A 24,562-nucleotide genomic window follows, 5' to 3' on the forward strand; every position below is an offset into this window, starting at 1 on the left:
GGTGAGGGTGATGGCAAGCACACACCGACCGGAACTGCTGAACGCCCTCACGCTCCTCGCCCAAGTCAGCGAGGCAATGCACCGCCGCGGCCTGCCGCGCCCGATCCTGGTGGGCGGCGCCGCGGCCGAATATTTCTCCGGCAGCGCGGTGATGACCGGCGACGTCGACGTCACCTCCCCGGTCCAGCCGGAGCTGGAGCAGGAACTCGCCCGCCTCGGCTTCGAGAAGCCGGAGGGACTCGGCCACACGCCGCTGGGCTGGGTCCACCCGGACCTGCGCCTCGGCTTCGAGGTGGTTGCGTCGACGCCGCTGGACGGCACGGTCGATCCGCAGCGCCTGCTGCTGATTGAGGGCCTGGCGCCCGACGCCGCCTTCGCTGTCATCCCGATCGAGGACCTGATCGCCGACCGCATGGGCCAATACGCCTCGGGCACCGCGCCGGAGATGCTGGAGCAAGCGCAAGTCCTGTTCCGCCTTCATTCCGACCTCGACATGCCCTATCTTGAGCGCCGCATTCGCGAGGAGACTGGAGGCGACCATGGCATCGAAGCGCTCGACGGACAGTGACCGCCGCTGGCCCGGCCGCGTGCTGCGCCACGACGCCTTCGCGGCTGCGCTCGCCGAACGCCGCGCTGCTGCGGGTGAGCCGGAGATGCCGCGGAATAGCGGCAAGCGGCGTACGTCGTCCAAGAAGGCGTTGCTCGCGGCGATCGAGGCTGCCGGGGGGAAGTGGTGACCTACGGATTGAATTTTTCGTTTATTCCCTTGGTGCGGATATGCGGATTCGCGCCTTCAAAGGCATGTTCTTCCAGTGTTCCGCATAATATGCGCTTTCCGCTCGTGATATCGTTTGCGGATTAATGCGGGCGGATTGACTCGGCCGTTGCGCGCGTTTACTAACTCCGCCTAGGCACGAGGCGGGAGATTCCCCCATGGCAGGCGAGACGATCCAGTTCGAGAAGGCGGCGGAGCAATCGGCGGACGAATCCGCCAAGCGGCAGCAGTCCACCATTCTGTTCCCCTATCTCGATCTCGATGCTGCGATAGAAGTTGCCCAGGCGATGTATAGGACGCGCGGACACAGTGCGATGGAAGCGCACGAGCTCGCCGCGACCATGAGCCAAACTGTCAGTGGCGCTTTCAGGCTCAAGACCGGAACCGCGCGCATCTTCGGTTTGTCAGAAAAAGAGGGGCGAGATGCTGCGAAGCTGAGCGCGCTCGGGATTGCAATCATAGAGCCTGAAACCGAGCGAGCGGCGCGGGCGGAAGCGTTCATGAACGTGCCGCTCTATCGGGCAATCTACGAGAAGTATAAAGGCCAGCGGCTCCCGCCCCGTAAAGCGCTAGAGCGGGAAATGGAGGCGCTTGGGGTATCTGGTAAACAGACGGACAAGGCGCGCCAAGCGTTTGAGCGCTCGGCTCGTCAAGCAGGTTATTTCGAGCATGGCGAGGATCGGCTTGTGCGGCCCCGTGTCGATGAACAAGTCACGGCCGATCGCCAACAGTCCTCGGAAGAGGAGCCAAAACGCAATGAGAAGCGCGGGGGTGGGGTCGGTTCCGGGAGTGGTGGCGGGAAGGATCATCCTTTGATCCAGGGGCTGCTTGTCACGCTTCCCGAACCCGGAAAGGCATGGGATATTGCGGGGCGCAAGGCATGGCTCACGATGGCCGCATCGATCTTCGATATGATTTACACAAAGCCCGCTGATGCCGCGGGCAACGCCATGGATACGTTCGACAAGCTTTTCCCGAATGAAGACACGGGGACCGATCAAGAATGATCGATCCCCGCTCAATCTCCCGACGCAGAGCGCCGCTTTGGACGGCCCGCGCTCTGGCGTACTTCCCGGAGGAAAGGAGGTGAGCCATGCGATCCATGGCCCGGACATTATAGAGTGAGCGCCTAGGCGCTTCCCCATCCTGCCCCCTTCCACAAGGGGTAAGAGCAACGGCGCGCTTCCAGTCCAACCGGCGGCGCGTCGTTGTGCACGTATATAGTAGTTGGACCGGATTCCGTCTATATCTATCCCCTGGCACTGGAATTCGCGACAACGTCCAGCGTCTCGACGCCAAGCTCCTCGGATATGGCTTCCACGATGTCCCCCTTGGCCCACAGGTTAGCGCCGATCCGGCCGGACGCCAGTCCCTCTTTGCCACACCGTCGCGAACCAAATAGGAACAAAACCCTTTCCTACATCACCAAATCTGTATAACTGGTCGGTCCTCTTTTGTTCTCGCGAGAGGAACCCTACCCATGTCAGCACCCACCACCATCACCCCGCCCGCGGAAGAAACCCCCGCGGACCCCGCGACCTTCGTCCCGGTCAACCTCAAGCACTATTCCGCCCCGCAATCCCAGCGCACCGCCGGCTGGACGGCCGAGCGTCAGCGCACCTTCCTCCAGGCGATCGCCGAGGGCGCCACGGTCACCGACGCCGCCCGCTCGGTGGGGCTCACCAAACAGTCCGCCTATGCCTTCCGCACCTCGGCGCGCGGGGCGGGGTTCGCGCTCGGCTGGCAGGCGGCGGCGCTGCTCGCGCGCGACACGCTCGCCGAGACGCTGATGGAGCGCGTGATCGAGGGCACGGTCGAGGTCGTCACCCGCTCCAACGGCGACACGACGGTGACGATCGAGCGCGAGCGCTTCGACAACCGCCTCGCCATGCAGCTCCTCAACCGCCTCGACCGCCTGGCCGACAGCGCGACCGGCGCGGCCGGCCAGGCCGCCGCGCGGCTGGTCGCGGCCGAGTTCGACCAGTATCTCGACCTCGTCGGGCGCGACGGCGGCCCGGCCCGCGCCGGCCTGTTCCTCGGCGCCCGCCTCGGCGCGGCCGGGGCCGAGCCCGCCACCGAGGACGATCTCGCCCCGATCCGCGCGCTCGCGCGCGCCGACCGCTGGCTCAGGACCCACACCGACCTCGCCGAGGGCGTCGACACCGCCGACCTCGATCCCGCCGCCCGCGCCGGCTGGACCGGCGAGCAATGGGCCCGCGCCGAGGCCGCCGGGCTGGTCCAGTTCGCCCCGACGCCGCCGCCCGCGCCCGACGCCGCGCCCGCACCGTCGAAGGCGGCAAACCTGGACGATGAGATGAGTCAACTTCGTCAACATTTCGGCCTGCCGCCCTATATCGCGCCCGAGGACCGGCCCGAGCCGGTGTGGTGGGACGAGGGCGAGGAGGAATGGCGCACCCGCTTCCCGCCGACCGACCGTTTCTACGGCGAGGAGGACGGCGAATACGGCCAGCAGGGCTACAGCCGCACGCTCGACGACGACGAGATCGCGGCGGTCGAGGCGTCCTGGCAGGCCGAGGTCGAGCTCCGCCGCGTGCCCGAGGCGCGCGAGCGCGACGCCCGGTTCGCCGCCTGCGTCTCTGCGGCGGCGAGGGGCGGGGAGGCGGCCGGCGATGCGCTCGACGAGGCGCCCGATGATGCGGACGAGGACGCGCCGGCCGCCGCCGCGCCGGGGCCTTCGGTTGCAATCCCGTTCCCGGAGGCCCATATCGAAGCCGCTACAGTCGCAAATTGACGGTCTTTGGCGCTTTGCGGCTCCTCATTCCTTCTTTCCCTGCCCCTCGCAGCACACGAGGGCTCCCGACGTCCGGGATCCCGCCAACAGAAGGAAAGCTCGCATGAGCATCACCGGTACCGTCAAGTTCTTCAATTCCGACAAGGGCTATGGCTTCATCGCGCCCGAGAGCGGCGGCCAGGACGCGTTCGTCCACATCACCGCCGTCGAGCGCGCGGGCCTGCGCACCCTCACCCAGAACCAGCGCGTCAGCTACGAGCTGGAGCAGGATCGTCGCGGCAAGACCAGCGCGGTCAACCTGCAGCTGCAGGACTGACCGGCGCGGGACGCGGGCGGGGCGGCCCCCTGCCTCGCCCGCGCTTCCTCCCTTTGCTGTTCCCGTTCCCGTTCCTCCAGCGAAAGGGCCGAGCCATGGCCTATGATGCCGCCTATTACCGGGGTCAGGCCGCCCGCGCCCGGGCCGAGGCCGACGCGGCGACGCTCGCCAACGTCCGCGACCGCGCGCTGCGCTCGGTCGCCGCGTTCGAGGCGATGGCCGCCAAGGTCGAGCGTGTCGCCCGCAGCCGCGCCGAGCGCGAGGCGAGCGGCGGCACCGACCTCCGCCCCTCCTTCACCCGCGAGCGGGAAGGTTAGGGTGGGGCGCCTTCTTCAATCCTCCCCGGGACGGGGAGGGGGACCGCCGAAGGCGGTGGAGGGGGCTCGCCTCGTGCTCCATCGCTTGAGGTGCCCCCAGCCCGGGCGATGATTGCCTTCGTCCCCGCTTCGGATAACCACCGCCGACGAGACGTTGTCGTTGGGATGGAGAAGACGATGCGTGACCTGACCAAGATTCTGGCAGCTGCCGCAACCCTTGCAGCCGCCCTGCCGACCACCACCGCCGCGGCCCAGAGCAGCCAGCCGGCCTGCCCGGCAAACCCCGCGCCGCCCCCGGCCGAGTTCGCCGGCTGGACCACCCCGGCGGCGGCGAAGGCGGCGACCGTCCTCGACACAGTGACTCCGGTCGCCGTCGGACAGGCGGCGCGGCTTGAGCTGGCGGCGGCGGACAAGGTCACCTTCGCCCACCCGCCGGAGAAGGTCGCCGAGCCCGGCGGCCATGCCGGCCTGGTCGCGCTCGACGTCGCGAAGCGCGGCCGCTACCGCGTCGCCCTCGGCGCGCCCGCCTGGATCGACCTGGTCCGCGACGGCGCCGTCGAAAAGTCGGTCGCCCACGGCCACGGCCCCGCCTGCACCGGCATCCGCAAGATCGTCGACTTCGACCTCGAGCCCGGCCGCCACGTCCTCCAGCTGTCGGGTTCGCCGGCGGCCGAGGTGGTGCTGATGGTGGCGGGGCCGCGGTAAGGATCAGGAGGAGGGCCGAAACGGCAGGATCGTCTCATACTGCGACAGGCTCGGCGCGCCGGGAACGACGGCGCCGCGGCGGAGCAGGAAGGCATGGCGGGCAATCTCCGCCTGCTGCTCGATGCCGTAGCGCTCGAACCGCCGCCCCGGCTGGATGGTATAGGCGTAGCGGCAGAAAGGATGGCGGCGCAGCGGCAGGTAGATGCCCGACTGATACTGCCAGACGTGCATCATCTCATGGATGAACAGGGCTTGATGACCAAGGTCGGCGCAGGCGAAGTCGTCGTGGTAGAGGTCGCCCTTGGGGTTGAAGTGGATGCAGCCGGTCGGGGCCATGGCGATCTTTTTGGGTTGGAAGAACGCCCATTTCCGGTTGGCTACCGCGGCGCGGGCATAGTCGATGGCGTCGCCGAACACGCTGCGGGCGAGCTCGATCTCGCCGGGGGTGAGAGGACGAGGGAGGTGGAGGCTCATCAGCGGCTGGCCCTAGGCAAACGTCTCCGGCGCCACGTCGATCTCCCGCACGCCGCGGCTGAGGCGGGCGGCGTTGACCAACTCGCGCAGCTTCTCGCGGCGGGCGCGGGCATGCTCGATGTCGCGCATCACCAGCGGGGTGGCACGGGTGGTCTCGTCCGACGAGCCGACGGTGATGGTGCCGAGGTCGGCGAGCTGGTTGACGATGCTGAACTGGATGCGCACGTCCTTGACGCGGTAGAGCTCGATCTCGTCGATCGACTTGTTGAGGATGCCGCGGTGCAGGATCAGCCGGTCGGCGGTAACCTCATAGGTGGCGGCGGCATTGCCGATCCACTTGACCAGCACGATCCCCGCGGCGAGCAGCGTCAGCAGCAGCGGCGCGGCCGGCGGCACCGGCAGCACGTCGCCGCCGGCCAGAATCATGCCGACCAGCCCCGCCGCCGCGAGCAGCACCGTCCCCCAGCCGGCGAGCGAGCCCTTGAGCCAGCCGAGAGTCGAGGAACGGAAACGGTCGATCACCTGCGGCATCTCAGCGGACCCTCTCATGGTGCGGGGTCGGCGGCGCCGACCACCTTCGCCTCGACCTCCAGGTTGCGGCCCTCGGCGAACTGGAGCGTCATCGGCGTGATGTCGCCCGGCTTGAGCTTGGGATTCACCCCGAACAGCATGACGTGCCGGCCGCCCGGCGCGAAGCTGACCGTCGCACCGGGGCCGACGTCGACCTGGCCGAGCGGCGCCATCTGCATCATGCCATGATGCTCCATGCTCTCGTGAAGCTCGGCCTTGAGCGCCGCCGGGGTCGAGACCGCGAGCAACGTCGCCTTGGCGGTGCCGCCCGTCACGGTGAAATAGGCTGCGGCGGGCCGGCCCGGCACGGCCGGCAGGCGAATCCACGCCTTGTCGGCATGGAGCTCGGGCGGCCGTCCGCACGCCGCCAAGGCCAGCGCCATGCCGATAGCAATCAGTGGCCGCATGCAACCCACTCCCAAAGCGAGATATTGTGGAGCCCTTAGCGTGCCCAGCAATCTTGCGGCAATAGAAGGCCCACCTATATCGCCAAGGTTGCAAGACGCCGCATCGCCGCTCTTGGGGTGCGGTGGAGCGTTCAATTCTGAGACCTGGGGGTACAGGCAAAGACTATGGCTAAAGTGATCGGCATCGACCTCGGCACCACCAACAGCTGCGTGGCAGTGATGGAGGGCGGCAAGCCCAAGGTGATCGAGAATGCGGAAGGCGCCCGCACCACGCCGTCGATCGTCGCGTTCGCCAAGGATGGGGAGCGACTGATCGGCCAGCCGGCGAAGCGGCAGGCGGTGACCAACCCGGACAACACCATCTTCGCAGTGAAGCGCCTGATCGGCCGCCGCTTCGACGATCCCGTGACGAAGAAGGACACCGAGCTGGTGCCCTACACGATCGTGCGCGGCTCGAACGGCGACGCGTGGGTGAAGGCGGGCGGCGAGGATTATTCGCCGTCGCAGATCTCGGCCTTCATCCTCCAGAAGATGAAGGAGACCGCCGAGGCCTATCTCGGCGAGACGGTGACCCAGGCGGTGATCACCGTGCCGGCCTACTTCAACGACGCCCAGCGCCAGGCGACCAAGGACGCCGGCAAGATCGCCGGCCTGGAAGTGCTGCGCATCATCAACGAGCCGACCGCCGCGGCGCTCGCCTATGGCCTGGACAAGGACAACAACAAGACGATCGCGGTCTACGATCTCGGCGGCGGCACCTTCGACATCTCGGTGCTCGAGATCGGCGACGGCGTGTTCGAGGTGAAGGCGACCAACGGCGACACCTTCCTCGGCGGCGAGGACTTCGACGCCAAGCTGGTGCAGTTCCTGGCCGACGACTTCAAGAAGGCGGAAGGCATCGACCTCACCAAGGACAAGCTGGCGCTCCAGCGGCTCAAGGAAGCCGCGGAGAAGGCGAAGATCGAGCTCAGCTCGGCCGCGACCACCGAGGTCAACCTGCCCTTCATCACCGCGGACCAGAACGGGCCGAAGCACCTGGTCAAGTCGATCACCCGCGCCGACCTGGAGCGGCTGGTCGACGACCTCATCCAGCGCACGCTGGAGCCGTGCAAGAAGGCGCTGGCCGATGCCGGCGTCAAGGCGAACGCGATCGACGAGGTGGTGCTGGTCGGCGGCATGACCCGCATGCCCAAGGTGCGTGAGGTCGTGAAGAGCTTCTTCGGCAAGGACCCGCACACCGGCGTCAACCCCGACGAGGTGGTGGCGATCGGCGCTGCGATCCAGGCGGGCGTGCTGCAGGGCGACGTCAAGGACGTGCTGCTGCTCGACGTCACGCCGCTGTCGCTGGGCATCGAGACGCTGGGCGGCGTGTTCACCCGCATGATCGACCGCAACACGACGATCCCGACCAAGAAGTCGCAGACCTACTCCACCGCCGACGACAATCAGCAGGCGGTGACGATCCGCGTGTTCCAGGGCGAGCGCGAGATGGCGGCGGACAACAAGCTGCTCGGCCAGTTCGACCTGGTCGGCATCCCGCCGGCGCCGCGCGGCGTGCCGCAGATCGAGGTCACCTTCGACATCGACGCCAACGGCATCGTCAACGTCTCGGCCAAGGACAAGGGCACCGGCAAGGAGCAGCAGATCCGCATCCAGGCCTCGGGCGGCCTTTCGGACAACGACATCGAGCAGATGGTCAAGGATGCCGAGCGCTTCGCCGACGAGGACAAGAAGCGCCGCGAGGCGGCCGAGGCCAAGAACAATGCCGAGAGCCTGATCCACACCACCGAGCGCCAGCTCGCGGAGAATGGCGACAAGGTCGACGCCGCGCTCAAGTCCGAGATCGAGGGCGCGATCGCCGAGGCCAAGTCGGCGGTCGAGAGCGGCGATGCCGAGGCGATGAGCACCAAGGCCCAGGCGCTGGCCCAGGTCGCGATGAAGCTCGGCCAGGCGATCTACGAGAAGCAGCAGCAGACCGAGGCTTCGCCGGGAGCCGATGGTGCTGCCGAGGGCCCGCAGGAGGACGTCGTCGACGCCGAATTCTCGGAAGTGGACGACAACCAGAAGGCGTAAGTCTATGTCCCATATCCGTCATGCCGGCGAAAGCCGGCATCTCAGGCCGGATCGCATGTCGCCTGAGACCCCGGCTTCCGCCGGGGTGACGGAGGGGGGATGGACCGGCGGGGGCCCTGAATGAGCACCGAAGTCGACTATTACGAGCTGCTTGAGGTCGATCGCACCGCCGACGAGGCGACGATCAAATCGGCGTACCGCAAGCTCGCGATGAAATACCACCCCGACAAGAACGGGGGCTGCAAGGACCACGAGGCCAAGTTCAAGGCGGTCAGCGAGGCCTATGACTGCCTCAAGGACCCGCAGAAGCGCGCCGCCTACGACCGCTTCGGCCATGCCGCATTCCGCAACGGCGGCGGCGGGGCGGGGCCGGGCGCGGACTTCGCCGGCTTCTCCGATATCTTCGAGAGCGTGTTCGGCGAGTTCATGGGCGGCGGCGCCCGCGCGCGCCAGCCGCGCCGCGGCGCGGACCTGCGCTACGACATGGAGATCACGCTCGAGGACGCCTTCCACGGCAAGGCGACCGAGATCACCGTCGACGTCTCCGCGCCCTGCGACCATTGCCACGGCTCGGGCGCCTCGCCCGGCACCGGCAGCCGCGCCTGCTCGCTGTGCCACGGCATCGGCAAGGTGCGCGCGCAGCAGGGCCCGTTCGTGTTCGAGCGCACCTGCCCGAGCTGCGACGGCGCCGGCCAGGTCATCTCCGATCCGTGCAGCCGCTGCCGCGGCGAGGGCCGGGTCGAGAAGACCAAGACGCTGGCGGTGAACGTGCCGCCCGGCGTCGACGACGGCACGCGCATCCGCCTGGCCGGCGAGGGCGAGGCGGGACCGCGCGGCGCGCCGGCCGGCGACCTCTACATCTTCCTCCACGTGCGCCAGCACCCGATCTTCGAGCGCGAGGGCACCACGCTCTACGCCCGCGCGCCGATCAGCTTCACCACCGCGGCGCTCGGCGGCACGATCGAGATCCCGGGACCGGACGGCGTCGCCCATGCGATCCGCATCCAGCCCGGCACGCAGTCGGGCCGGGAAGTCCGCCAGCGCGGTGCCGGCATGCCGGTGCTGCAGGGCCGCGGCCGCGGCGACCTGGTGGTGCGCATCGAGGTCGAGACGCCGACCAAGCTCACCGCCCGCCAGCGCGAATTGCTGGAAGCGTTCCGCGAGACCGAAACCGGCGAGGAATGCCCGGAAGCGACCGGCTTCTTCGCCAAGGTACGCAAGGCGGTCGGGGGCTAAAAGCGGATCGACCTTTGGGAATGCGATCTTCCACTTCGTCACCCCGGCCTTGTGCCGGGGTCCACCGGGAGGCAAGGACCGGACGAGAGGCTCAAGCACAGCCCATGAGGCCCAGTGGACCCCGGCACAAGGCCGGGTGACGGGCTGGTGTTGGGGCTAGGCAAGGCTCAGAGTTCAGATGTCGATCGGCCCTAGCTGGCAGCGTCGGACGAAATCTCGGCGCTGAACGCCGGCCACCCAGCGCCCTTGCAATGTAGGATTTCGTTTGCTTGGCTCGTGCGGTCCGATGTGCGCAGGCATCGGCCCCGCTCTTTGACCCTGTCGATTTCCTCCGTGTTGCGTCGGCTCGCACAGACGCAGCAGAGTCAATTCGGTCAACTTTTGGTCAAGCTGGAGCTTGCAAGCGACCGCCGTGGCTTGCCGTATCACCGGCCGCCGCCGCAGAAACCTGAATGTCAGGAACCAGGGCCGTTTCCGCCCGTCCGCACCCCTCGTGGGGCGGGACAGGCGGGAATCGCCCAGGGCTGACTTAGGCCGCGAAGATCGCGGCGATGACCAGCGCCTGGGCAACCATCACGGCGGCGCCGAACGCCGACGCTTCGAAGTTGCGCATGGTGGGTCTCCTGTTTGCGCCGGGCCGCAGAAGGTGGCCCGGCAACCGCTTTGTTGCGGTGCAGCATGAATACGCCTCCGCAATAAAGTTTCAATGGCAAACAGGATTATTACGATTGCAGGAAACGCAATCGTCGCGTGCAGCGGGCGTTACTTCCCGCGCGCCGCCTTCAGCGCATTGCCCCACCAGGCGAGCTCGTCGAACAGCGTGGCGCGGGCGGTGACGAGATGGTCGTAATCGTCGAGCGTCTTGCCGTGCATCATCACGCCGACGAAGGGCTCCATGGTGATGTTCACCTCGGCCTTGATCGGCGCCATGTGCAGCTCGATCGCGACGGTGCGGAGCTGCTCGATCGCCCGCACGCCGCCGACGCCGCCATAGCCGACGAAGGCGATCGGCTTGCGCCGCCATTCGAGGAAGGCGGAATCGAGCGCGTTCTTGAGCGCGCCGGTGGGGCCGTGGTTATATTCGGCGGCGGTGGCGATATAGCCGTCGAACTGGCCGATCCGGTGCCGCCAGGCCTCGGCGGCGGGATTGGAATAGACGCCGCCGGTGAACAGCGGCGAGGCGGGTTCCTCGTACAACGGCAGGCCCTGGTCGCGCAGGTCGAGCACCGTCAGCTTCAGGTCGTCCCGGCCCTTGGCGCCTTCGACGATCCAGCTGGCCGGCGTGTCGGCGAAGCGGTTGGGACGGGTGGTGCCGATGATGAGGGCGATGTCGAGCATGGAATGTTCAGCCTTTCATGGTTACGTTGAGTAACAAAGGCTGCAATGGTGTGGTGGCGATGACGGAACAAGAAGGCACATTTTCGGAACCCAGGCACACGCATGAGCGCTGCACACCTGTGCGTCAGGTCCTGGCGCGGGTGGGGGACAAGTGGAGCATCCTCACCGTGATGCTGCTGCGCGATGGGACCAAAAGGTTCAGCGAGCTGCAGCGGTCGATCGAGGGCATCTCGCAGCGGATGCTGACGCTGACGCTGCGCGGGCTGGAGCGCGACGGCTTCGTGACGCGGACCGTCTATCCGACGATCCCGCCCAAGGTGGAATATGCGCTGACGCCGCTCGGGCGGTCGCTGTGCGATCCGGTCACGGCGCTCGGTCAGTGGGCGCAGGCGAACGTCGCCGCGATCGACGCGGCGCGGCGGCGATTCGATGCGGCGCAGGAGGAGGCGGCTTGAAGCCACTGTCCCTCTCCCACACTGTCCCTCTCCCATTGGGAGAGGGAAGGAGCAGCGAAGCTGCGGGAGGGTGAGGGTGCCTACGGCCAGCGTGGTCACCCTCACCCTCCCACTCGGCTGACGCCGAGCGGGCCCCTCCCTCTCCCAGAGGGAGAGGGGTTAGTTGCCGAACACCCGCGCGAAGATCGTGTCGACGTGCTTCAGGTGATAGCCGAGGTCGAACTTGTCCTCGATCTCCTCCGCCGACAGCGCCGCGGTCACCTCCGGATCGGCCTTGAGCAGCTCGAGCAGCGAGAGCTGGCCGTCCGATTCCCACACCTTCATCGCATTGCGCTGGACGAGGCGGTAGGCGTCCTCGCGGCTGACGCCGGCCTGGGTCAGCGCCAGCAGCACGCGCTGCGAATGGACGAGCCCGCCCATGCGGTCGAGGTTCTTCTGCATCCGCTCGGGATAGACGAGCAGCTTGTCGACCACGCCGGTGAGGCGCGCCAGCGCGAAGTCGAGCGTGATGGTCGCGTCCGGGCCGATGAAACGCTCGACCGACGAGTGCGAGATGTCGCGCTCATGCCACAGCGCGACATTCTCCATCGCCGGGATCGCCGCCGAGCGGACCATGCGGGCGAGGCCGGTCAGGTTCTCCGTCAGGACCGGGTTGCGCTTGTGCGGCATCGCCGAGGAGCCCTTCTGGCCCGGCGAGAAATATTCCTCGGCCTCCAGCACCTCGGTGCGCTGGAGGTGGCGGACCTCGGTCGCAAGCCGTTCGATCGAGCTGGCGATCACGCCCAGCGTCGCGAAGAACATCGCGTGCCGGTCGCGCGGGATCACCTGGGTCGAGACCGGCTCGGCCGTGAGGCCGAGCTTCGCCGCGACATGCTCCTCGACGCGCGGGTCGATGTTGGCGAAGGTGCCGACCGCGCCCGAGATCGCACAGGTCGCGACGTCCGCACGCGCCGCCAGCAGGCGGGTCCTGGCGCGGCTGAACTCGGCATAGGCCTCGGCGAGCTTGAGGCCGAAGGTGACCGGCTCGGCATGGATGCCGTGGCTGCGGCCGATGGTGGGGGTGAGCTTGTGCTCCTCGGCCCGGCGCTTGAGCACGGCGAGCAGCGCATCCAGGTCCGCGAGCAGGATGTCGCTGGCTCGCGCGAGCTGGACCGCCAGGCAGGTGTCGAGCACGTCGGAGCTGGTCATGCCCTGGTGCATGAAGCGGGCGTCCTCGCCGACATTCTCGGCGACCCAGGTCAGGAAGGCGATGACGTCGTGCTTGGTCACCGCCTCGATCGCGTCGATCGCGGCGACGTCGATCGCCGGGTCGGTCGCCCACCAGTCCCACAGCGCCTTGGCGGCCGACTTCGGCACCACGCCCAGCTCGGCAAGCGCGTCGGTGGCGTGCGCCTCGATCTCGAACCAGATGCGGTAGCGGGCCTCGGGGGACCAGATCGCAGCCATTTCAGGCCGCGAGTAGCGGGGGACCATGGGACTCCTTTCAGGGGTACGCGACGAATCGGCTCCTAGCATCGGCGAATGCCTGCGCCAAACGGCGAAGCGAAGGAACTACAGGATGAAATCCTTCGTTGTTCATTTGCTGTCCAGGGAAGCATTCCTATCTCTTCTTTAAAAGAAGAGTGTCGATTTATCTTAAGGAGATTCATAGTGTTGAAGAGTGTTTTGCTTGCAAGTGCGGTGATGATTTCTGTGCCTGCGCTGGCCCAGGATCAGGTGCCTTCGACCAGCACTCAGCAGACGACCCCGCCGACCGAGCAGAGTGTCCAGCGGCCTGCCCTGTCGCAGGATAGCTCGACGCCGCAGACGGCCACGCCCGACGCGCAGGATCCGGCCGCCGCGCAGACGCAGCAGCCGACCACTGCGGACCAGGCGCAGACCGCACCGGCGCAGCCGGCGACCGGTCAACCCGCGAGTGCCGCCGCGCAGGTCGCGCAGATCGTGAACCAGGAGTTCCCGACCTACGACAAGAACGCGGACGGCAACCTCGACAAGACCGAGTTCGGCAGCTGGATGGTCGCGCTCAAGACCGCGAGCGATCCGACCACCAAGCCCGACGATCCGGCCACCAAGAGCTGGGTGAACGGCGCCTTCGCGTCGGCCGACACCGACAAGTCGGCGCAGGTCTCCAAGGACGAGCTCACCGCCTATCTGTCGAAGAGCGTATCAGGCGACTAAGCCCAACTCCCCAGCTCCTCCCTGGAGCGGCCGCCGGGTTCCTCGGAATCCGGCGGTTGTTTTTTGCCTGGACGTTGCCCGGCCCCAGGCGAGCTTCTAGGGTTCCGCCATGCGGGACTTGGCAAGGGCGCGGATCGGTGGCGCGGCGATGGCGACGCTGATGCTGTCCGCCTGCGCGGGCGGCAATTTCCGGCCGGTGAGCGATACGCCGACGGTGATCGGACGGCCCTATGTGGTCCGTGGCACGACCTATGTGCCGGCCGCCGATCCGACCTACGACATGCTGGGCTATGCGAGCTGGTACGGGAACGAATCCGGCAATCGCACCGCGCGCGGCGAGCGTTTCCGCCCCGGCTGGATCACCGCGGCGCACACCACCCTGCCGCTGCCGACCTATGTCGAGGTGACGGCGCTGGCGACCGGGCGGCGGATCATCGTCAGGGTCAACGACCGCGGCCCCTTCGTGCGCGGCCCGCGCATCATCGACCTGTCGCGCGGCGCTGCGGAACAGCTCGGCATCAAGGCACAGGGCCATGCGGCGGTGCGGGTGCGGCGGGTCGAGCCGTCGGAGGAGGACCGCGAACGCCTGCGCCACGGCAAGCCTGCGCGCGACTTGCCGCCGGTGCCGGAGCCGGTGCTGCAGAACCTCAGAGGACAGCTCGCGGCGGCGGGATATTAGTCGCAAAGTCCCCAACGGCTTGCATCGGCCGGAGCCGTTCCTATGCTGGACGGCGCCATGATGTTCATCGCTTTCAATCGCGCGGCAGCGTTCCCGCTCACCTGAGCGGATGACGAGAACCTGGAACGGCGATGCCTGGCGGCGCCGCTGCGAACGCCTGCACATCCGATTGGAACACATCATGGGATCTGAACCTAGGTGCGCGCTGGACGCCGCCGCCATCACGTCATTCATCAACGACGGCTTCGTCCGCATCGACAGAGCCTTTCCGAAAAATCTGGCGGAGGAAGCACGCACGATCCTGTGGCGCGACACCGGCTGCGATCCGGATGACCCCTCGACCTGGACCCGGCCGGTCGCACGGCTCGGGCACTATGGCCAGCCGCCCTTCCGGGCGGCGGCGAACGAGCCGTTGCTTCACGCCGCTTTCGACCAGCTCGTCGGACCCGGCCGGTGGTTGCCGCGCGGCGCGCTCGGCACCTTTCCGGTGCGTTTTCCCTCGTCCGCCGATCCCGGCGACGACGGCTGGCACATCGACGTGAGCTTCGGCGACGACAATCCGGACTTCATGGAATGGCGCGCGAACATCGTCAGCAGGGGCCGGGCGCTGCTCATGCTGTTCCTGTTCTCCGACGTCGGACCCGACGATGCTCCGACGCGGATCCGGGTGGGTTCGCACATCGACATCGCGCGCCAGCTCGCGCCGGCCGGCGAGGCAGGGCTGACCCTGCGCGAGCTGGCGGCCGACGGCTTCGCCGGATCGGCCCATCGGCCGGAGGTGTCGGCTGTCGGCGAGGCCGGCACGGTCTATCTGTGCCACCCCTTCCTCGTCCACGCGGCGCAGCGGCACCGCGGAACCGAGCCGCGCTTCCTGGCGCAGCCTCCGCTGCTTCCGCGCGAGCCGATCCGCATCGATCGGCCGGACGGCGACTATTCGCTGGTCGAGCAGGCGATCCGGATCGCGGTCGAGGACATGAGGACTGGCTGAACCTGGCCCCCTAGATCAGCCCCTGCGCCCTGAGGCTCGTATGTCCGCCGGCGGCGATGATGATGTGGTCGTGGAGCGCGATGCCGAGGCGTTTGCCGGCATCGGCGATGGCGCGGGTCACGTCGATGTCGGCGCGGCTGGGGCTGGCGTCGCCGGACGGATGGTTGTGGACGAGGATGATGCCGGTCGATTTGAGGTCGATCGCGCGGCGGATCACCTCGCGGGCATAGAGCGCGGCCTCGTCGATCGTGCCTTCGCTCATCAGCTCGTCGCGCAGCAGCCGGTTGCGGCTGTCGAGATGGAGCACCCGCACCCGCTCGACGCCGTGGTGCGCCATGTCGGCGCGCAGATAGTCGAGCAGCGCCTGCCAGTTGGACAGCACCGGCCGCTCCATCACCTCGGCGCGGAGCAGGCGGAGCGCCGCGGCATGGGCGATCTTGATCGCGGCGGCGGAGGTCTCGCCCATCCCGGGCACGCGCGCCAGCGCCTCGCCGTCGGCGGCGAGCAGGCCGCCGATGCCGCCGAACTCGCGCAGCAGCGCCTTGGCGAGCGGCTTGGTGTCGCGGCGCGGGATGGCGAGGGCGAGGAGATATTCGATCAGCTCGTGATCGAGCAGCGCGTCGCCGCCGCCTTCGAACAGCCGGCGCCGCAGGCGTGCGCGATGCCCGGTGGCATCGCCGTTCGGCTGCGGGGTCGGCTTGGTTGCGGGAACGTCCATCGGCGGGCAAGGTTAGGGGGAGCATGAGCCCCGCGCAATGCGGGCGCGGGAGCGCGGGTGGACGACGAAGAGGCGGCGACGGAGACGAAGCAGCGGCGGCGGCGCTGGCGCCGGCCGCTGCGCGGGCTCGGCATGCTGCTGGCGCTGGTCGCGGTCGCAGCGGGGCTCGCCTGGTGGCAGCGGCGCGGCATCGCCGAGGATCTCGTGGCGCACGAGCTGGCGAAGCGCGGCGTTCCGGCGCGCTACCGCATCGCCGACGTGGGATTCGGCACGCAGCGGCTCACCGATATCGTGATCGGCGATCCGCGCGATCCCGACCTCACCGCCGATTGGGTCGAGGTCTACACGCGGATCGGGCTTGGCGGCCCCGAGGTGACGGGGATCGCGGTCGGCCACGCCTTCCTCAAGGCGCGGCTGGTGGACGGAAGCGTGTCGCTCGGCGCGATCGACCGGCTGCTGCCGCCGCCCTCCGGCAAGCCCTTCGCGCTGCCGCGGCTCGGCGCGCGGATCGATGACCTGCGCGTGCGGCTCGCCACCGATTACGGGCAGGTCGGGTTCAAGATCGCCGGGCGCGGACGGCTCGACGACGGGTTCGACGGGCGCGTCGCCGCCTTTGCCTATGCGCTCGGCGGCGGCGGGTGCCGGGCGGTGCGGCCGCATATGGTAGCCGCTGTCCGCATCCGTGGCGGCAAGCCGACGCTGACCGGACCGGTCGCCGCGGATGCGCTGGCCTGCAAGGGGATGCCGAAGGTCACGGCGCCGGGCGCGGACGTGGCGGTGACGCTCGGCGAGCGGCTCGACCGCTGGCAGGGCGAGGCGCAGGCGATCGGGGCGGCGATGGTGGGTGCGCCGGAGCAGGGCGTCGCGCGGGTGCGCGGCACGGTCAGCTTCGCAGGCGACGCGCGGCGGACCGCGGGGACGCTGGACATCGGCAGCGGCGGCTTCGCCGTTCCCGGCGTAGCCGGCCGCGAGGCGCGTGCGAGCGGGCGCTATGCGATTGGAGCGGACGGGTTGCAGTTCGCCGGAACGCTGCGCGCCGCCGGCGCTGCCGCGGACCGGCGGATGCTGGGGATGATCGCCGGCTATCGCGATACCGGAGCGGGAACGCCGATCGGCCCGCTCGTGGCGCGGCTGGCCTCGGCACTCGGCGCGGCGGGGCGGAACTTCGACGTCGTGGCGCAGGTGCGTGCCCAGGGCAGCGAGGTGGCGGTCGAACGTCTCGGCGCCACCTCGGCAAGCGGTGCGCGGGCGATGTTGAGCGGCAACGCGTTGCGGTTCGGCACGATCTCGCTCGGCGGCAGCCTGGCGGTGCGCGGCGGCGGCCTGCCCACGCTCGACGCCGCGCTCCGGCAGGAAGGCGGCGCCATCGCCGGCCGGGTGGTCGCCGCGCCCTATGAGGCGCTCGGCGCGCGGCTGGCGCTGGCGCCGGTCACCTTTCGCGCAGGGAGCGCAGGTGTGACCGAAGTCGCGACCGTCGCGACGTTGTCCGGCCCGCTCGGCGATGGCCGCGTCGACGGTCTGCGGCTGCCGATCGAGGCGCGCTGGCGGGGGAGCACGCTCGCGCTCAACCCGCACTGCGTGCCCTTGTCCTGGGAGCGGTTCGCAGTGGCGGGGCTGGCGCTCGATCCGGCGCAGCTGACATTGTGCCCGCGCGGGCCGGCGCTCCTAACCGTCGCGGGCGGCCGGATCGGCGGGGGGACGCGCATCGCCGCGCCGCGCCTTTCCGGCCGGATCGGAGGCACGCCGCTGACCCTTGCCGCCACCGGCGCGGACCTGGCGTTCGGAGAGCGCGATTTCGTGCTCGCCGACGTCGCGGCGCGGCTCGGTACGCCCGAGCGGCTGACGCGGATCGACGCCGCGCGGCTCACCGGCCGTCTCGAAGGCACCGGCGTCGCCGGCCGCTTCGAAGGCGCGAACGGGCAGATCGGGAATGTGCCGCTGCTGCTGTCCGACGGAGCCGGGACATGGCGGCTTGCAGGCGGCCGGCTGACGCTCGGAGGCGGGCTCCAGGTCGCCGACGCGGCGCCGCAGCCGCGGTTCAAGCCGCTGCGGAGCGACGATGTCGCGCTCACGCTGATCGACGGCCGGATTGAGGCCGCCGGCACGCTCCATACGCCGAAGGACGGCAGCAAGGTCGCCGATGTGACGCTCGGCCACGATCTGTCGAGCGGAACGGGGCAGGCGGCGCTGGTGGTGCCCGGGATCGCCTTCGCGGAGAAGGGGTTGCAGCCCGACGATCTCACGCCGCTCACCTTCGGCGTGATCGCGGCGGTGAACGGCCGCGTCTCGGGCCGCGGCGACATCGCTTGGAGCGGCGACGGCGTGACCAGCAGCGGACGGTTCGCGACCGACGGGACCGATCTCGCCGCGGCCTTCGGGCCGGTGACGGGGCTCAAGGGCGAGGTCGCGTTCAGCGACCTGCTCGGCATGGTGACGGCGCCGGGGCAGGTGGCGACGATCGCCACGGTCAATCCCGGCGTGCCGGTCGAGAACGGGACGGTGCGCTATCGCCTGCTCAGTCCCGAGAGAGTGCAGATCGAGGGCGGACGCTGGCCCTTTGCGGGCGGCGAGCTGGTGCTGGAGCCGACCGTGCTCGACTTCTCCGCCAAGCAGGTGCGGCGGATGACCTTTCGCGTGACCGGCGTCGATGCCGGGCAGTTCCTCCAGCAGTTCGAGTTCAAGAACCTCAACGCCACCGGCGTCTTCGACGGCGTCCTGCCGATGGTGTTCGACGAGAGCGGCGGCCGGATCGAGAACGGGCATCTGACCGCCCGCACCGGCGGCAACCTCGCCTATGTCGGGGAGGTCAGCCAGAAGGACCTCGGCACCTGGGGCAATCTCGCCTTCCAGGCGCTGAAGTCGCTCGACTACCGCAATCTCGAGCTGACGATGAACGGACCGCTGGCGGGCGAGATGATCACCGAGATCCGCTTCGCCGGATTGAGCCAGGGCAAGGGCACCAAGAGCAACTTCCTGATCCGCCGGCTGGCGCGGCTGCCGCTGGTGTTCAACGTGCAGGTGCGCGCGCCCTTCCGCCAGCTCGTCGATTCGGTGCGCTCCTATTACGACCCGTCGCTGCTCATCCAGCGCAACCTGCCCGCGCTGCTCGAGGAGCAGCGGCGGCGGCAGGAGCAGCCGCGGACGCCTGCGACTCCCATTCAGCCCTCCGAAAGCGGGAAAGTGCCATGAGCGAAACAGGCCAAGAGCAAATAGGATTGAGTGCGCGGACGTTCCGCGCGAGCATGGGAACGATGACGAGACGGATGATGGCAGGCGCAGCTGCGGCGACGGTGATGATGACGGGCGGTTGCGTGAACGTGACCGCGCCGGACAAGCCGATCGTCATCAATCTCAACATCTCGATCACGCAGGAAGTGGTCTATCGCCTCGACGGCGAGGCGAAGTCGCTGATCCAGCAGAATCCGGGGATTTTCTGATGAAACGAACGATCATCCTGGCGGCAGTGGCGCTCGGCGCCGTGTCGGGCACGGCGCTGGCGCAGCGCGATCCGGCCTATGCCGCCGCCCGCGCGGCGGGCAAGGTGGGCGAGCAGCCCGACGGCTATATCGGCGTGGTCGGCGCGGCGACGCCGGAGCTGCGCGCGCTGGTCAACAACATCAACATCCAGCGCAAGGCCGCCTATACCAAGGGCGCCGCCAACGGCGCGACGGTGGAGCAGTTCGCCTTCGTCTCCGGCTGCAACCTGATCGCCCAGACCAAGCCCGGCGAGATGTACCAGACGCCCTCCGGCGCCTGGAAGAAGCGCGATGCCGGCCCACCGGAGCGCGACCCGCGCTGCGTGTGAGCGGAATTGAATTTCAGGACGTTTCACGCTACATCAGCTGCGGCGGTTGAAGATTCACATAGATCACCTCCAGACCCCGGTCGTGCCAGCGGCCGGGGTCTTCACGTTCAGGGGCCGAGTGCCAGCTCGACCCCATCCCGCCGCTATTTGGAGCGGGCCACCTCGATGATTTTCAACACCAAGGTGGCAAAGGCTACCATCAGCGCACCGGCGCCGATGATGACCGCGGCGGTATCATCGTTCACATAGCGTCACCTCCCTCCGCCCATTGATTTGCACCCGAAACGTGGATGCGGTGGGCGATCGGAGGATAGCTGCGACTTCCGGGGACCGGCCACTTTCAAATTTGTAATTTGACCCTCCGTCGATCACCGGTCCCCGAGCGGCCGCAGCTTGCAGTATCTGCAATTGTTGACTCGGGCCGCCCCCCTTCCTAAAGCGCGCATGCCTTGGCGGGCTCGCCGCTCGGCTTTTGTGCTGCCCGTTGGAAACGGAGTAACGCATTGGCGGAGAACGAGCCCGGACTGGACCCCCTCCCAGAGGACGCGCGCCTGACGTCGCTCGATGAGCGACTGGCGAAGGCGAAATCCGAGGAGGCGATCAGGTCCGGCGAAGGACGCGAGACGGGCGAGGACGGCTATCGCCTCGGCAATCGCGTGCTCGCCGAGCTGATCGGCGGAATGGTCGGAGGGGCGCTGATCGGCTGGGTGCTCGATCGGTTGCTCGGCACCTCCCCATGGTTCCTGCTCGGCCTCCTGTTCCTCGGGATCGCGGCGGCCTTCAGGAACATCATTCGGATTTCATCCAAACGCTCGAAGTGATTCGGGCGTTTGTCGTAACAGTTGGGGCTCACAGGCGTGGCGGCAGGTTCTGGCAAGATCGACCCGATGCACCAGTTCGAGGTGCAGACGATCTGGGACGGCTTCACCATCGGCGGACACCAGATCGCCTTCACCAATTCGGCCGCCTGGATGTGCGTGGCGGTGGTGGCGCTGTGGGCGTTCATGCTGATGGGCATGCGGCGCCAGCTGGTGCCGAGCCGCGGCCAGATGCTGGTCGAGAATTTCGTCGGCTTCATCGATTCGATGCTGGCGCAGAACATCGGCAAGGCGGGGCGGAAGTACCTGCCCTACGTCTTCTCGCTGTTCATGTTCATCCTGTTCGCCAACATCCTCGGCCTGCTGCCGCTCGGCGTGTTCGGCATCCATCCCTTCACCTTCACCAGCCATTTCACCATCACCGGCATCCTCGCGATCCTGTCCTTCTCGATCGTGCTGGTGGTCGGCTTCTGGAAGCACGGCCTCCATTTCTTCAGCCTGTTCGTGCCGCACGGCACGCCGCTGGTGATGATCCCGATCATCGCGCCGATCGAGTTCGTGTCGTTCATGGTGCGCCCGTTCAGCCTGGGCCTGCGACTGTTCGTGGCGATGACCGCCGGGCACGTGCTGCTGAAGGTGCTGGCAGGCTTCGTGATCAACTCGGCCAATGCCGGCGCGGGCTATGGCCTGCTGGTCGGGGTGCCGAGCTTCGCGCTGATGGTCGGCATCTCGGCGCTGGAGCTGCTGGTCGCCGGCATCCAGGCCTATGTGTTCGCGCTGCTCACGTCGCTGTACATCAACGACGCCGAGCATCTGCACTGAGTTTTCCGTTCGTACCCAACCCCAAAAAGTTTCACGCAGGAGTTTTTCAAATGGACGCAGAAGCAGCAAAGCTCGTCGGTGCCGGTCTCGCCGCCATCGGTGCGGGCATGGCCGCGATCGGTGTGGGCAACGTGTTCGGCTCGTTCCTCGAGGGCGCGCTGCGCAACCCGGGTGCCGCCGACGGCCAGCAGGGCCGCCTGTTCATCGGCTTCGCCGCCGCCGAGCTGCTGGGCCTGCTCGCGTTCGTCGTGGCGATGATCCTGATCTTCGTCGCGTAACAGGACTTGAGGGCCGGAGCTCGTCTCCGGTCTGAAGGATTGCAATGCCTCAGATCGCGCAATTGGGGGCCACCTGGGCCTCGCAGCTCTTCTGGCTGATCGTCACCTTCGGCATCGTGTTCGTGGTCGTCGGCCGCGGCATGGTGCCCAAGGTGCAGGCGACGATCGACGCGCGCGACGCGTCGGTCGCGGCCGACCTCAGGGCGGCGGAGGCGGCGCGTGCCGACGCCGATGCCCAGGAGGAACGCTGGCGCGTCGAGGAGAACGCCGCGCGCGAGCGTGCCCAGCGCACCCTCGCCGAGGCCCGCGCCAAGGCGTCGGCCTCGACCGAGGCGAAGCTCGCCAAGGCGGGTGAGGCATCCAATGCCCGCATCGCCGAGGCGGAGGCGCGCATTGCGTCGGCCAGCGCCGAGGCGATGAAGGAGATCGAGGAGGTCGCCGTCGAGGCGGCGCAGGACATCGTCCAGCGTCTGTCGGGCGCCAAGGTGACCAAGACCGACGCCAAGAAGGCAGTGAAGGCGGCGCTCAATGGCTAATTCGCACGGCGCACCCGCGGAAGGCCACGAGGCCGGCACCGCCACGACCGAGGCGCACGGCGGCGCTCCCGCGCACCACGCCGAGCCGGCGCTGTTCGGCGTGCTCGATGCGACGGTGTGGGTATCGATCGCGATGCTCGCCTTCCTCGCGATCCTCTTGTGGAAGAAGGTTCCGGCCCTCCTGACGGCTGGCCTCGACAAGCAGATCGCGGCGATCCGCCAGCGGCTCGAGGAAGCCAGGCAGCTCCGCGCCGAGGCCGAGGCGCTGCGCGACGAATATGCGCGCAAGATCGCCGACGTCGAGAACCAGACCCAGGCGATCGTCGCCCATGCCGAGGACGAGGCCAAGGCGCTGGTCGCCAAGGCCGAGGCCGATGCCGCGGAGCTGGTCAAGCGCCGTACCAAGATGGCCGAGGACAAGATCGCCGCCGCCGAGCGCGCGGCGCTCGCCGAGGTCCGCGCCAAGGCGGCCGATGCCGCCACCCAGGCGGCGCGCGCGCTGATCGCCGACAAGCATGGCGCCGAAGCCGACAAGGCGCTCGTCGACAAGACGATCGCAGGGATCGGCCGGCTCAACTGAAATCGCGTCAGTGCTCCTGCGAAGGCAGGAGCCCAGGCCGCAAGCGGGACCTTCGTGATCCACCGCTCCTGCCTTCGCAGGAGCACGGAACTTCTTGCTCCGAACGGGCTCCGGCGGCTTCCCGTCGGATCGCCGGCGGGCTAGGCAACCTCATGCGAGGGGCGGCAGTCGGGCCGAGTCCTCGCATGGAGGCTCCTTGCCGATGAAGACCGTCCTGCTGCTCGCCGCCCTCACCGGTACAACGCCCGCGTTCGCCCAGACTGCGCCCGCTGCGACCGCACCCACGACAGCCGCGACGACGGCGCCGGCCACGCCGGCGGCCGCGCCCAAATTCACGCTCGATACCCCGATCGAGACGATCGCCGCCGATCCGGCCGGCAAGAAGGCGCTGGACGAGACCATGCCGGGCCTCACCACCCATGAGGCCTATGAGATGTTCAAGTCGATGAGCCTCAATCAGCTCCAGCCGATGGCGGGCGGCAAGATCACCGACGAGGTGATGGCCAAGACGAAGGCCGCGCTCGAGGCGGTCAAGTAACTCTCCAACCGTCATCCCGGCGAAAGCCGGGATCTCAAGCCGCAAGCGTACGGCGAATTGCATGAGAGTCCGGCTTGCGCCGGGATGACAGCGGGAAGCTACGCCGGCTTCCTGAACCGATAGACGAACTGATCGGTCTTGCCGCGGATCGACGGGTCGAACACGCTGGCCGTATGCGGGTCTGCCGGGTTGCGCAGCACCGGCAGCTCGCCGTCGAACTGGAAACCGGCCTTCTCGATTTCCGCGCGCGCGGCGGCGGGGTCGATGCGGTGGAGCGTCTGCGGCACCGCGAAGCCGGGGTCGGGGTTGGCGACATGGTCGACCACCAGCAGCGTACCGCCCGGCTTCAGCGCATCGTAGAGCTTCTTCGTGATCGCGAGGGCCGCGCCCGGCGGGGCGGCCTTGAGGTGCAGGTCGTGGTAGTTCTGCACCGTGATGATCGCGTCGAGCTTCTCGGGGAAGGCGAAGGACGCCAGCGGATCGCTGCTCGCCGTGACGTTGGCGCGGCCCGCCACCGCCGCCTTCTGCTCGTCGGCATAGGCGGCGCGGAAGTCGATGAATTCCTTGGGCTGGTAGGCGTAGACATGGCCCTTGGGCCCCACCAGCGGCGACAGGATGCGCGTCCAATAGCCGCCGCCCATGATGAAGTCGGCGACCTTGTCGCCCGGCTTGATCCTGGCGAAGGCGAGAATCTCACCCGCATGCCGCGCCTCGTCCCGCGCCTTCTGGTCGGCGGGTCGCGCCGGATCGGCGAGTGCGGCCTTGATGGCGGGAGTGACGGTCTGGGCAGCAAGCGCAACGGGTGCGGCGGCAAGCAGCATGACGGCGAACAGACGCTTCATCGAACGACTCCTCTCCTGATGAGCGGAGGCTAATCCGTTCGCGGGCGGAATGAAATGCTACCGTCGGCGGAGGCCCGTCAGCGCGCCGGCGGTGCGCCGTTCGCCGTCGTCTGCTCGTTCCTCGCATCCTTGTAGTGCGAGATGTTGAAGGTGACGAAGATCGCGACGACGATCAGCAGCACGATCCCGACGACGAGGACCGCCGCGCGGCCGAGGCGGCGGTTGCTGGGTCGTTCTTCCGGCATGACACGTCTCCCAGGGCCCCGAGTAGGAAAGCGCGGCCGGAACGGACGTTCCGTCGCGCGTGGCGGAACGTCGGCATCGCGCCGCCCGTTGACCCTGCGAGACGGCGGGTGACGAGG

At 68.3% G+C, this 24,562-nt stretch carries 30 protein-coding genes; 22 read left to right on the plus strand and 8 right to left on the minus strand.

Features of this window, described 5'->3' with window-relative positions:
- Window positions 1-10: 10 nt before the first annotated feature.
- From AC2YHA_RS00150 to AC2YHA_RS00180, 7 genes are all read left to right on the plus strand, one after another.
- Window positions 11-568, plus strand: a complete 558-nt coding sequence (locus AC2YHA_RS00150) for a hypothetical protein (RefSeq protein ID WP_487399878.1) — start codon at window positions 11-13, stop codon at window positions 566-568.
- Window positions 540-737, plus strand: coding sequence for a hypothetical protein (locus AC2YHA_RS00155; RefSeq protein ID WP_487399879.1), 198 nt, complete (start codon window positions 540-542; stop codon window positions 735-737). The genes AC2YHA_RS00150 and AC2YHA_RS00155 overlap by 29 nt, the downstream gene beginning before the upstream one ends.
- Before the next feature lie 196 nt (window positions 738-933).
- On the plus strand, window positions 934-1,782 hold the full coding sequence (locus AC2YHA_RS00160) for a hypothetical protein (protein ID WP_487399880.1): 849 nt from the start codon (window positions 934-936) through the stop codon (window positions 1,780-1,782).
- A gap of 473 nt (window positions 1,783-2,255) precedes the next feature.
- Window positions 2,256-3,527, plus strand: a complete 1,272-nt coding sequence (locus AC2YHA_RS00165) for a hypothetical protein (RefSeq protein ID WP_487399881.1) — start codon at window positions 2,256-2,258, stop codon at window positions 3,525-3,527.
- A 103-nt stretch (window positions 3,528-3,630) separates the two neighbouring features.
- Entirely contained in the window at window positions 3,631-3,843 is a 213-nt protein-coding gene (locus AC2YHA_RS00170) for a cold-shock protein (protein ID WP_233783585.1), read from the plus strand.
- 95 nt (window positions 3,844-3,938) lie between these two features.
- Entirely contained in the window at window positions 3,939-4,160 is a 222-nt protein-coding gene (locus AC2YHA_RS00175) for a hypothetical protein (protein WP_487399882.1), read from the plus strand.
- Between the two features lie 177 nt (window positions 4,161-4,337).
- Window positions 4,338-4,865 carry a hypothetical protein gene (locus AC2YHA_RS00180; protein ID WP_487399883.1) on the plus strand — a complete coding sequence of 176 codons (528 nt, stop codon included), beginning with the start codon at window positions 4,338-4,340 and terminating at the stop codon, window positions 4,863-4,865.
- 3 nt (window positions 4,866-4,868) lie between these two features.
- On the opposite strand, the gene AC2YHA_RS00185 is transcribed toward AC2YHA_RS00180, so the two are convergent.
- The 3 genes from AC2YHA_RS00185 to AC2YHA_RS00195 are packed head-to-tail and all read right to left on the minus strand — an operon-like array spanning window position 4,869 to window position 6,316.
- Window positions 4,869-5,339 (minus strand): vgr related protein, encoded by a 471-nt coding sequence (locus AC2YHA_RS00185; protein WP_487399884.1) that lies wholly within the window; start codon window positions 5,337-5,339, stop codon window positions 4,869-4,871.
- A 12-nt stretch (window positions 5,340-5,351) separates the two neighbouring features.
- Window positions 5,352-5,870 (minus strand): PH domain-containing protein, encoded by a 519-nt coding sequence (locus tag AC2YHA_RS00190; protein ID WP_487399885.1) that lies wholly within the window; start codon window positions 5,868-5,870, stop codon window positions 5,352-5,354.
- 14 nt (window positions 5,871-5,884) lie between these two features.
- Entirely contained in the window at window positions 5,885-6,316 is a 432-nt protein-coding gene (locus AC2YHA_RS00195) for a copper chaperone PCu(A)C (RefSeq protein WP_487399886.1), read from the minus strand.
- 165 nt (window positions 6,317-6,481) lie between these two features.
- Between AC2YHA_RS00195 and dnaK the strand changes: the two genes are divergently transcribed.
- Together dnaK and dnaJ are read left to right on the plus strand one after the other, a co-directional pair.
- On the plus strand, window positions 6,482-8,389 hold the full coding sequence (gene dnaK, locus AC2YHA_RS00200) for a molecular chaperone DnaK (protein WP_487399887.1): 1,908 nt from the start codon (window positions 6,482-6,484) through the stop codon (window positions 8,387-8,389).
- Between the two features lie 120 nt (window positions 8,390-8,509).
- Window positions 8,510-9,625, plus strand: a complete 1,116-nt coding sequence (gene dnaJ, locus AC2YHA_RS00205; RefSeq protein ID WP_233783578.1) for a molecular chaperone DnaJ — start codon at window positions 8,510-8,512, stop codon at window positions 9,623-9,625.
- A 762-nt stretch (window positions 9,626-10,387) separates the two neighbouring features.
- On the opposite strand, the gene AC2YHA_RS00210 is transcribed toward dnaJ, so the two are convergent.
- Window positions 10,388-10,963, minus strand: a complete 576-nt coding sequence (locus AC2YHA_RS00210; protein ID WP_487399888.1) for an NADPH-dependent FMN reductase — start codon at window positions 10,961-10,963, stop codon at window positions 10,388-10,390.
- Between the two features lie 119 nt (window positions 10,964-11,082).
- Between AC2YHA_RS00210 and AC2YHA_RS00215 the strand changes: the two genes are divergently transcribed.
- Window positions 11,083-11,418 carry a winged helix-turn-helix transcriptional regulator gene (locus AC2YHA_RS00215; RefSeq protein WP_487399889.1) on the plus strand — a complete coding sequence of 112 codons (336 nt, stop codon included), beginning with the start codon at window positions 11,083-11,085 and terminating at the stop codon, window positions 11,416-11,418.
- A gap of 159 nt (window positions 11,419-11,577) precedes the next feature.
- On the opposite strand, the gene purB is transcribed toward AC2YHA_RS00215, so the two are convergent.
- Window positions 11,578-12,891 (minus strand): adenylosuccinate lyase, encoded by a 1,314-nt coding sequence (purB, locus tag AC2YHA_RS00220; protein WP_487399890.1) that lies wholly within the window; start codon window positions 12,889-12,891, stop codon window positions 11,578-11,580.
- A gap of 210 nt (window positions 12,892-13,101) precedes the next feature.
- On the opposite strand from purB, the gene AC2YHA_RS00225 reads away from it, so the two are divergent.
- The 3 genes from AC2YHA_RS00225 (at window position 13,102) to AC2YHA_RS00235 (ending at window position 15,263) form a co-directional block, all read left to right on the plus strand.
- The gene (locus tag AC2YHA_RS00225) at window positions 13,102-13,596 is read left to right on the plus strand and encodes an EF-hand domain-containing protein (RefSeq protein WP_233783574.1); all 495 of its coding nucleotides are present in this window, start codon (window positions 13,102-13,104) and stop codon (window positions 13,594-13,596) included.
- A gap of 109 nt (window positions 13,597-13,705) precedes the next feature.
- Window positions 13,706-14,275: a septal ring lytic transglycosylase RlpA family protein gene (locus AC2YHA_RS00230; protein WP_487399891.1), complete on the plus strand. Its 570-nt coding sequence runs from the start codon at window positions 13,706-13,708 to the stop codon at window positions 14,273-14,275.
- A 181-nt stretch (window positions 14,276-14,456) separates the two neighbouring features.
- Window positions 14,457-15,263 (plus strand): phytanoyl-CoA dioxygenase family protein, encoded by an 807-nt coding sequence (locus AC2YHA_RS00235; RefSeq protein ID WP_487399892.1) that lies wholly within the window; start codon window positions 14,457-14,459, stop codon window positions 15,261-15,263.
- 10 nt (window positions 15,264-15,273) lie between these two features.
- Here AC2YHA_RS00235 and radC read toward each other — a convergent pair whose 3' ends face one another.
- On the minus strand, window positions 15,274-15,981 hold the full coding sequence (gene radC / locus AC2YHA_RS00240) for a RadC family protein (protein WP_487399893.1): 708 nt from the start codon (window positions 15,979-15,981) through the stop codon (window positions 15,274-15,276).
- A 57-nt stretch (window positions 15,982-16,038) separates the two neighbouring features.
- On the opposite strand from radC, the gene AC2YHA_RS00245 reads away from it, so the two are divergent.
- The 9 genes from AC2YHA_RS00245 to AC2YHA_RS00285 all read left to right on the plus strand — a co-directional run bounded on the left by AC2YHA_RS00245 (window position 16,039) and on the right by AC2YHA_RS00285 (window position 23,358).
- Window positions 16,039-19,170, plus strand: coding sequence for an intermembrane phospholipid transport YdbH family protein (locus AC2YHA_RS00245; protein WP_487399894.1), 3,132 nt, complete (start codon window positions 16,039-16,041; stop codon window positions 19,168-19,170).
- Window positions 19,171-19,247: 77 nt separating this feature from the next.
- The gene (locus AC2YHA_RS00250) at window positions 19,248-19,418 is read left to right on the plus strand and encodes a YnbE family lipoprotein (protein ID WP_233783569.1); all 171 of its coding nucleotides are present in this window, start codon (window positions 19,248-19,250) and stop codon (window positions 19,416-19,418) included.
- On the plus strand, window positions 19,418-19,786 hold the full coding sequence (locus tag AC2YHA_RS00255) for a YdbL family probable chaperone protein (RefSeq protein ID WP_233783568.1): 369 nt from the start codon (window positions 19,418-19,420) through the stop codon (window positions 19,784-19,786). Before AC2YHA_RS00250 ends, AC2YHA_RS00255 begins: the two co-directional genes overlap by 1 nt.
- 503 nt (window positions 19,787-20,289) lie before the next feature.
- Complete coding sequence (locus tag AC2YHA_RS00260) at window positions 20,290-20,607, plus strand: AtpZ/AtpI family protein (protein ID WP_233783567.1); 318 nt, start codon at window positions 20,290-20,292, stop codon at window positions 20,605-20,607.
- 36 nt (window positions 20,608-20,643) lie between these two features.
- Window positions 20,644-21,426 (plus strand): F0F1 ATP synthase subunit A, encoded by a 783-nt coding sequence (locus AC2YHA_RS00265; protein ID WP_487399895.1) that lies wholly within the window; start codon window positions 20,644-20,646, stop codon window positions 21,424-21,426.
- Window positions 21,427-21,476: 50 nt separating this feature from the next.
- Window positions 21,477-21,704 (plus strand): F0F1 ATP synthase subunit C, encoded by a 228-nt coding sequence (locus AC2YHA_RS00270; protein WP_055984318.1) that lies wholly within the window; start codon window positions 21,477-21,479, stop codon window positions 21,702-21,704.
- 44 nt (window positions 21,705-21,748) lie between these two features.
- Window positions 21,749-22,240: a F0F1 ATP synthase subunit B family protein gene (locus AC2YHA_RS00275; RefSeq protein WP_233783566.1), complete on the plus strand. Its 492-nt coding sequence runs from the start codon at window positions 21,749-21,751 to the stop codon at window positions 22,238-22,240.
- Window positions 22,233-22,820 (plus strand): F0F1 ATP synthase subunit B family protein, encoded by a 588-nt coding sequence (locus AC2YHA_RS00280; protein ID WP_233783565.1) that lies wholly within the window; start codon window positions 22,233-22,235, stop codon window positions 22,818-22,820. The genes AC2YHA_RS00275 and AC2YHA_RS00280 overlap by 8 nt, the downstream gene beginning before the upstream one ends.
- Window positions 22,821-23,022: 202 nt before the next feature.
- Window positions 23,023-23,358, plus strand: coding sequence for a hypothetical protein (locus AC2YHA_RS00285; protein ID WP_487399896.1), 336 nt, complete (start codon window positions 23,023-23,025; stop codon window positions 23,356-23,358).
- 98 nt (window positions 23,359-23,456) lie between these two features.
- On the opposite strand, the gene AC2YHA_RS00290 is transcribed toward AC2YHA_RS00285, so the two are convergent.
- On the minus strand, window positions 23,457-24,200 hold the full coding sequence (locus tag AC2YHA_RS00290; RefSeq protein WP_487399897.1) for a class I SAM-dependent methyltransferase: 744 nt from the start codon (window positions 24,198-24,200) through the stop codon (window positions 23,457-23,459).
- Window positions 24,201-24,277: 77 nt separating this feature from the next.
- Window positions 24,278-24,445 carry a hypothetical protein gene (locus tag AC2YHA_RS00295; protein WP_487399898.1) on the minus strand — a complete coding sequence of 56 codons (168 nt, stop codon included), beginning with the start codon at window positions 24,443-24,445 and terminating at the stop codon, window positions 24,278-24,280.
- Window positions 24,446-24,562: the final 117 nt, after the last annotated feature.

This window comes from Sphingomonas sp. SRI_018 (genome assembly GCF_057586275.1).

Bases quoted from the DNA above. Each gene is read 5' to 3' on its own strand.
- AC2YHA_RS00210 (WP_487399888.1), bottom strand. From the start codon at position 10,963: ATGCTCGACATCGCCCTCATCATCGGCACCACCCGTCCCAACCGCTTC.
- AC2YHA_RS00270 (WP_055984318.1), top strand. From the start codon at position 21,477: ATGGACGCAGAAGCAGCAAAGCTCGTCGGTGCCGGTCTCGCCGCCATC.
- AC2YHA_RS00185 (WP_487399884.1), bottom strand. From the start codon at position 5,339: ATGAGCCTCCACCTCCCTCGTCCTCTCACCCCCGGCGAGATCGAGCTC.
- AC2YHA_RS00280 (WP_233783565.1), top strand. From the start codon at position 22,233: ATGGCTAATTCGCACGGCGCACCCGCGGAAGGCCACGAGGCCGGCACC.
- AC2YHA_RS00165 (WP_487399881.1), top strand. From the start codon at position 2,256: ATGTCAGCACCCACCACCATCACCCCGCCCGCGGAAGAAACCCCCGCG.
- AC2YHA_RS00295 (WP_487399898.1), bottom strand. From the start codon at position 24,445: ATGCCGGAAGAACGACCCAGCAACCGCCGCCTCGGCCGCGCGGCGGTC.
- AC2YHA_RS00230 (WP_487399891.1), top strand. From the start codon at position 13,706: ATGCGGGACTTGGCAAGGGCGCGGATCGGTGGCGCGGCGATGGCGACG.
- purB (WP_487399890.1), bottom strand. From the start codon at position 12,891: ATGGTCCCCCGCTACTCGCGGCCTGAAATGGCTGCGATCTGGTCCCCC.
- AC2YHA_RS00250 (WP_233783569.1), top strand. From the start codon at position 19,248: ATGGCAGGCGCAGCTGCGGCGACGGTGATGATGACGGGCGGTTGCGTG.
- AC2YHA_RS00235 (WP_487399892.1), top strand. From the start codon at position 14,457: ATGGGATCTGAACCTAGGTGCGCGCTGGACGCCGCCGCCATCACGTCA.
- AC2YHA_RS00275 (WP_233783566.1), top strand. From the start codon at position 21,749: ATGCCTCAGATCGCGCAATTGGGGGCCACCTGGGCCTCGCAGCTCTTC.
- AC2YHA_RS00155 (WP_487399879.1), top strand. From the start codon at position 540: ATGGCATCGAAGCGCTCGACGGACAGTGACCGCCGCTGGCCCGGCCGC.
- radC (WP_487399893.1), bottom strand. From the start codon at position 15,981: ATGGACGTTCCCGCAACCAAGCCGACCCCGCAGCCGAACGGCGATGCC.
- AC2YHA_RS00195 (WP_487399886.1), bottom strand. From the start codon at position 6,316: ATGCGGCCACTGATTGCTATCGGCATGGCGCTGGCCTTGGCGGCGTGC.
- dnaK (WP_487399887.1), top strand. From the start codon at position 6,482: ATGGCTAAAGTGATCGGCATCGACCTCGGCACCACCAACAGCTGCGTG.
- AC2YHA_RS00255 (WP_233783568.1), top strand. From the start codon at position 19,418: ATGAAACGAACGATCATCCTGGCGGCAGTGGCGCTCGGCGCCGTGTCG.
- AC2YHA_RS00160 (WP_487399880.1), top strand. From the start codon at position 934: ATGGCAGGCGAGACGATCCAGTTCGAGAAGGCGGCGGAGCAATCGGCG.
- AC2YHA_RS00150 (WP_487399878.1), top strand. From the start codon at position 11: ATGGCAAGCACACACCGACCGGAACTGCTGAACGCCCTCACGCTCCTC.
- AC2YHA_RS00225 (WP_233783574.1), top strand. From the start codon at position 13,102: ATGATTTCTGTGCCTGCGCTGGCCCAGGATCAGGTGCCTTCGACCAGC.
- AC2YHA_RS00170 (WP_233783585.1), top strand. From the start codon at position 3,631: ATGAGCATCACCGGTACCGTCAAGTTCTTCAATTCCGACAAGGGCTAT.
- AC2YHA_RS00180 (WP_487399883.1), top strand. From the start codon at position 4,338: ATGCGTGACCTGACCAAGATTCTGGCAGCTGCCGCAACCCTTGCAGCC.
- dnaJ (WP_233783578.1), top strand. From the start codon at position 8,510: ATGAGCACCGAAGTCGACTATTACGAGCTGCTTGAGGTCGATCGCACC.
- AC2YHA_RS00190 (WP_487399885.1), bottom strand. From the start codon at position 5,870: ATGCCGCAGGTGATCGACCGTTTCCGTTCCTCGACTCTCGGCTGGCTC.
- AC2YHA_RS00285 (WP_487399896.1), top strand. From the start codon at position 23,023: ATGAAGACCGTCCTGCTGCTCGCCGCCCTCACCGGTACAACGCCCGCG.
- AC2YHA_RS00290 (WP_487399897.1), bottom strand. From the start codon at position 24,200: ATGAAGCGTCTGTTCGCCGTCATGCTGCTTGCCGCCGCACCCGTTGCG.
- AC2YHA_RS00175 (WP_487399882.1), top strand. From the start codon at position 3,939: ATGGCCTATGATGCCGCCTATTACCGGGGTCAGGCCGCCCGCGCCCGG.